5 protein-coding genes are annotated in these 5,848 nt (G+C 68.9%); 4 read left to right on the forward strand and 1 reads right to left on the reverse strand.

What is annotated here, in order from left to right; genetic code table 11:
* From Mrose_RS17655 to Mrose_RS17665, 3 genes are all read left to right on the forward strand, one after another.
* Nucleotides 1-715: alkaline phosphatase D family protein (locus tag Mrose_RS17655; protein WP_182482897.1), on the forward strand; the 715-nt coding region annotated here is incomplete at its 5' end.
* A 19-nt stretch (nucleotides 716-734) separates the two neighbouring features.
* Complete coding sequence (locus Mrose_RS17660) at nucleotides 735-1,565, forward strand: DMT family transporter (protein WP_119280504.1); 831 nt, start codon at nucleotides 735-737, stop codon at nucleotides 1,563-1,565.
* A gap of 5 nt (nucleotides 1,566-1,570) precedes the next feature.
* Nucleotides 1,571-1,837, forward strand: a complete 267-nt coding sequence (locus tag Mrose_RS17665) for a YkgJ family cysteine cluster protein (RefSeq protein ID WP_119280505.1) — start codon at nucleotides 1,571-1,573, stop codon at nucleotides 1,835-1,837.
* Between the two features lie 77 nt (nucleotides 1,838-1,914).
* Here Mrose_RS17665 and Mrose_RS17670 read toward each other — a convergent pair whose 3' ends face one another.
* Nucleotides 1,915-3,027: an IMP dehydrogenase gene (locus Mrose_RS17670; RefSeq protein ID WP_245970016.1), complete on the reverse strand. Its 1,113-nt coding sequence runs from the start codon at nucleotides 3,025-3,027 to the stop codon at nucleotides 1,915-1,917.
* A 194-nt stretch (nucleotides 3,028-3,221) separates the two neighbouring features.
* Here Mrose_RS17670 and alaS point away from each other — a divergent pair.
* On the forward strand, nucleotides 3,222-5,848 hold a 2,627-nt coding region (alaS, locus tag Mrose_RS17675), incomplete at its 3' end, for an alanine--tRNA ligase (RefSeq protein WP_119280507.1).

A 5,848-nucleotide genomic window follows, 5' to 3' on the forward strand; every position in this document is an offset into this window, starting at 1 on the left:
CGCCCAGATGACCCAGTACCGCAGCTTCCGCTTCGGGGAGCTGCTCGAGCTCTTCGTCACCGACACCCGCTCCTACCGCTGGCCCCACCCCTGCGGCGAGGGCGGCAACGGCCAGCGCACCCTGGCCTCCTGCGCCGCCCTCGAGGCCCCCGAGCGCAGCATGCTGGGCGAGGCCCAGCGGCGCTGGCTGCTCGAGGGGCTCGCCTCGAGCCCGGCCCGCTGGCGCGGGCTGGCGAGCGCGGTGATGTTCTCGCCCCTGCGCTCGGGCTCCCTCACCATCAACGCCGACGGCTGGGACGGCTACGCCGCCGAGCGGCAGTACCTGCTCGAGCAGCTTCAGGGCGACAACCTGCTGGTGCTCAGCGGCGACCTGCACGCGGCGCTGGCCGGGCTGGTGCGGCCCGGCTTCAACGGGCGCGGCCCGGTGCGCGGGGCGGAGTTCATGGCTCCCAGCCTCAGCAGCCCCCCGCCCCGCGAGGCCCTGGGCCGCATGGGCTACCCCTGGCCCGGCAACGCGCTCATCGAGGCCTTTAACCGCCACCTGCACTTCTTCGAGGGCGAGCTCAACGGCTACGCGGTGCTCGAGCTCACCCCCGAGCACGCCACCTACAGCCTCTACAGCGTAGACAAGACCCAGAATCACGCCCACGCCAACCGCCGACTGGCGCGGCGGGTGCGCTTCGATGGCAGGGGCCTGCGCGACGTGCGGGAGTGAGCCGTAGTAAACTGCCCGGATGAACGCCGAACTGCTGGCCGTGGGCTTCGGGCTGCTCTCCGCGATCTCCTGGGGCGCAGGGGACTTCGGCGGGGGGCTGGCCTCGAGGCGCGCCCACCCCTACGCCGTCACCGTGCTGGTCTCGGCCACCGGGCTCCTCCTGTTCACCCTGCTGGCCCTGCTGCGCGGCGAGACCTTCTTCCCCCGCGACGTTGGCTGGGCAGTGCTGGCCGGGGCCTCCGGGGCGCTGGGCCTGCTGTCGCTGTACCGGGCCTTCACCGCCGGGCAGATGGGCCTGGCCGCGCCGGTAGCGGGCGTGACCGGCGCAGTGCTGCCGGTGCTGCTGGGGGCGGCGCTGGAGGGGCTGCCGGGCGGGCTGCAACTGCTGGGCTTCGGCATGGGGCTGCTGGGGGTTTGGCTGGCCTCGAGGCCCGAGGGCGCGGTTCGCCCGGCGGGGCTCACCTGGGCACTGCTGGCCGGGCTGGGCTTTGGCGGCTACTTCGCGCTCATCGACCGGGTGGAGGGGCTGTTCTGGCCCTCGGCCATCGCCAAGCTCACCGCGCTGGCCCTCACCCTGGCCTACGCCCTGCTCAAGCGGCCCGAGCGCTGGCCCCGTCTGCGCGAACTACCGCTGGTGGGCCTGGCCGGGGCCCTGGACGCCGGGGGCAACCTCTTCTTCCTGGCCGCCGCCCAGAGCGGGCGGCTGGACGTGGCCGCGGTGGTCTCCTCGCTCTACCCCGCCTCGACGGTGCTGCTGGCGCGGGCCGTGCTGAACGAGCGCCTGCGACCCGCCCAGGGGCTGGGGGTGCTGCTGAGCCTGGGGGCCATCGCCCTGATCTCGGCAGGTTGAAGCCGATGGCCGAACCCTTCCCCTCCACCTTCTGGCAGCGCGACTGCACCCTGTGCGGGGCCTGCTGCGCCGCTCCCGACATCGCCGCGCTGAACAAGCCCTTGGGCGTGCCCTGCCAACACCTGGACCGCGGGTGCAGGTGCGCCATCTACGAGAACCGGCCCAAAGTCTGCCGCAACTACACCCCGGACTGGGTCTGCGGCGAGGTGGCCCCGCTGCCCACGCTCGAGGCCCGCGTCCGGCGCTTCTTGGAGATCTATGACCTGGCTTAGCCCGTAGGGAAAAGGGCGAGCCTGTGGCCGTCCCTACAGCGTTTCGCGTCTTGCGTTTAGCATTCGGCCATCGGCCCTCAATGCACCCCCGCCTCCGTGATCGCCGCCGCCGAGTTGAGCACGAAGCGCACGTTCCCCCGGAACTCGTTGAGGTTGGTGGCGTTGACGTAGGTCATGGCACTTTGCAGGCCCTCGCGCAGCCTCGAGACCGCCTCGCGGGCGTCCTTGTGGAAGGCTTTTAGGGTCTGGGAGGAGCCTTCGATGTAGTTGCGCTTCTCGGTCACCAGCGAGGAGGCCATGCCGAAGAGCAACACGCCCTCGAGGTGGCCGTCCTTCTTGATGAGCACCTCGTCCTCGAAGGAGCCGGAGGCGAAGAACTTGCCCATCATCACGCCCTCGGCGCGGGTGAGGGCCTTAACGAAGTCGCCCGAGGAGTTCACCCCGCCGTCGGAGATGATCTGGGCGTCGGTGTAGCCACAGTGGTTGCGAAACTGCCAGATCTCCTCCAACAGCGAGAGCTGGCCCACCCCCACCCCGGTGTTGATGCGGGTGGTGCACACCGAGCCCGGCCCCACCCCCACCTTGATCACGAAGTGCTTGAAGCCCGAGAGCTTCATCAGCCAGTAGGCGTAGGCGAAGCCCTCGATGCTGCCCACGTTGCCCAAGATGACCCCGCTCTCGACGCCCTGGGCGCGGATCTTCTCCAGCACCGGCAGCACGGCGGCGTTGGCCCCGTGGGCAATGTCGATGGAGACGAAGGCCAGGTTGGGCTGCTCCAAGAGCTCCCCCAAGAAAGCCACCTCCTCGTGAATCCCCAGCGCCACCCCCACCAAAGCCGGGGCGCTGGCCTTCACGTCCTGGATGCGCTGGGCGTCGGAGAGGCCCACGCGGGGCAGGACGTGGATGCCGCCGTGCCCCTCGTCCCACACGTCGCGGGCGAAGCGCGAGCGCATCATGCTCATCGAGGCGCCAAAGGCCGGGAAGGCGTCGAGGGTGCCCCGCACGGTGTAGAAGCGCTGGCGCACCTCCACCTGGCTGCGCGAGATGGGACGGGTGAGGAAGGTGGGGATGATGGTCTTGTCGGCGAAGGTGTAGTAGGTCTCCAGGCGCGGGTAGGGGTAGCTGGCGATCGCAGCGCGGGCGTGCTCGAGGGCCTCGAGCGACATCTGGTCCAGGGTTTGGGTGTTCACCCGAACAGTGTAGCGCTATAGCGCCAATGGTCATGAAACTCCTTTACAAATGCATAGGCCGTCCGTATATTCAAGGCCAGATGCGGCTTTCCGTGCGAGCTACCCGCTGACGGCCTTCTTTCGGGAAGGAGCCATGAGGGTTTGCGAGGGCGGGGAGTCTTTTTTTATGCTTCTTTAGGCGAAAGGAACCGGACATGTCCACCACCCAAAAACCACCCAGCGGGCCCAGCACCGCCGAAATCCGCGAGAAGTTCCTCCGCTTCTTCCAGAGCAAGGGGCACCTGCGGCTGCCCTCCTTCAGCGTGGTCCCGCAGGACGACCCCACCCTCTTGTTCATCAACGCCGGCATGACCCCGCTCAAGCCCTACTTCATGGGCAAGAAACCGGTATTTCCGGGCTACGAGGGCGAGTGGCGCCGCGTGACCACCTGCCAGAAGTCGGTGCGCACCGGCGACATCGAGAACGTGGGGCGCACCAACCGCCACCAGACCGTCTTCGAGATGCTGGGCAACTTCTCCTTCGGCGACTACTTCAAGAAGGAGGCCATCGAGTGGGCCTGGGAGTTCCTCACCTCGCCCCAGTGGCTGGGCCTCGACCCCAACCGCATCTACGTCACCATCTACGAGGAGGACGACGAGGCCTTCGAGTACTGGACCCAAAACGTGGGGCTGCCCCCGGAGCACATCCACCGCTTCGGCGCCGACGAGAACTTCTGGCCGCAGGACGCGCCCACCAAGGGTCCCAACGGGCCCTGCGGGCCGTGCTCGGAGATCTACTACGACCGCGGCCCCGAGTTCGGCAGCGACACCTGGGCCGACTACTATGAGACCCGCGAGAGCAACCGCTTCGTGGAGATCTGGAACCTGGTCTTCCCCCAGTACAACCGCAAGGACGGGGGAGTGCTCGAGCCCCTTCCCAGGCCCAACATCGACACCGGGATGGGGCTGTCGCGGGTGGCGATGGTGATGCAGGGCGTCACCGACTTCTACGAGACCGACGAGTTCCGCCCCCTCATCGCCAAGATCGTCGAACTCTCGGGGGTGAGCTACGAGGGCCCCTCCTCGGTGGCCCACCGGGTCATCGCCGAGCACGCCCGCGCGGTGAGCTTCATCCTCTCCGACGGCGTCACTTTCTCCAACACCGGGCGCGGTTACGTGGTGCGCCGCCTGCTGCGCCGCGCGGTGCGCTTTGGCTACCTGCTGGGCCTGCGCGAGCCGTTCATGTACAAGCTGGCCGAAATCGTGGCCGAGGTGATGGGGGAGGTCTACCCCGAACTCCGCGAGAACCTCGCAAGCGTGCAGAAGCAGATCCGGCTCGAGGAAGAGCGCTTCTTCGAGACGCTCGAGGCGGGTATCAAGCGCCTGGAGGGCATGTTGGCGGGGCTCAAGGAAGGCGACACCCTCCCCGGCAAGGACGCCTTCACCCTCTACGACACCTACGGCTTCCCCCTCGATCTCACCCTCGAGATCGCCGACGAGCGCGGCATCAAGGTGGACACCGAGGGCTATGAGCGCGCGCTGGAGGAAGCCCAGGAGCTCGCCCGGCGTCACATGGCCTTCGAGCGCGACCTCTTCAGGCAGTCCAACGAGGCCCTGGCCGCGCTGGCGAAGGACTACGGCGGGACCATCTTCGTCGGCTACGAGGAAACCGACACCCAGGCCGAGGTCAAGCTGCTGCTGGTGGGGGACCAGACGCTAGACGAAGCGCCCGCCGGAACCGAGGTGCAGGTGGTGCTCGACCGGACGCCCTTCTACGCCGAGGGCGGCGGCCAGATCGGCGACTCGGGGGTGCTCGAGTGGGCCGAGGGCTGGGCCAGGGTGAGCACGACGCAAAAGAACAGCGACGGCATCTTCTTGCACGTGGCCCAGGTGCAGCAGGGCACGCTCAAGGCGGGCAGCACGGTGCGGGCGCTCGTCGATGCCCACCGCCGCGACACCGAGAAAAACCACACCGCCACCCACCTGCTGCACGCGGCGCTGCGGGCGGTGCTGGGCACCCACGTGCAGCAGAAGGGCAGCTACGTCGGCCCTGACCGACTGCGCTTCGACTTCAGCCAGTTCGAGCCCATCGACCCCAAAGACCTCGCGCGCGTCGAGATGCTGGTCAACCGCTGGATCCAGGCCGACTTCCCCGTGCGCTACGCCTACAAGAGCCTCGAGGAAGCCCGCAAGGAAGGCGCGATGGCCCTCTTCGGCGAGAAGTACGGCGAGGTGGTGCGCGTCGTGAGCGTCGAGGGCATCGAGGGTATCAGCAGCAAGGAGCTGTGCGGCGGCTGCCACGTGCGGCGCACCGGCGAGATCGGGATGTTCGTCATCCGCTCCGACGAGGCGGTGGCGGCGGGCGTGCGACGCATCGAGGCCCTCACGGGCAGTGGCGCGGTGCGCTACGTGAGGGAGCAGCTCGAGCGCCTGGCTTCCCTCTCGCGCGAGCTGGGGGTGAGCCCCGAGGGGCTGGCCGAGCGGGTGGGCAAGCTCCAGGACGAACTTAAGGCCCGCGAGAAGGAGATCGAGCGACTCAGGCTCGAGCTCGCCCGCGCCCAGCTCGCCGGCAGCAGCGGCGGCCCTCAGCTCAAGGAGGCAGGCGGCTACCGCTACCTGGCGGTGCGGCTGGAGGGCGTGGAGGCCGGCGCCCTGCGCGGGGCCGCCGATGAGTTGCTCGAGCGCCACAAAGCCGACGTGGTAGCGGTGGGTTCGGGCCACAACCTCGTGCTCAAGCTCAGCAAGAGCGCCCAGGACAAGGGCCTCGACGCGGGCGCCCTGATGCGCAAGCTCTCGCAGACCGCGGGGGGACGGGGCGGCGGCAAGGGCGGGCTGGCCCAGGG

It is taken from the genome of Calidithermus roseus (assembly GCF_003574095.1).
Classification (GTDB): Bacteria; Deinococcota; Deinococci; order Deinococcales; family Thermaceae; genus Calidithermus; species Calidithermus roseus.

Bases quoted from the DNA above. Each gene is read 5' to 3' on its own strand.
- Mrose_RS17665 (WP_119280505.1), top strand. From the start codon at position 1,571: ATGGCCGAACCCTTCCCCTCCACCTTCTGGCAGCGCGACTGCACCCTG.
- Mrose_RS17660 (WP_119280504.1), top strand. From the start codon at position 735: ATGAACGCCGAACTGCTGGCCGTGGGCTTCGGGCTGCTCTCCGCGATC.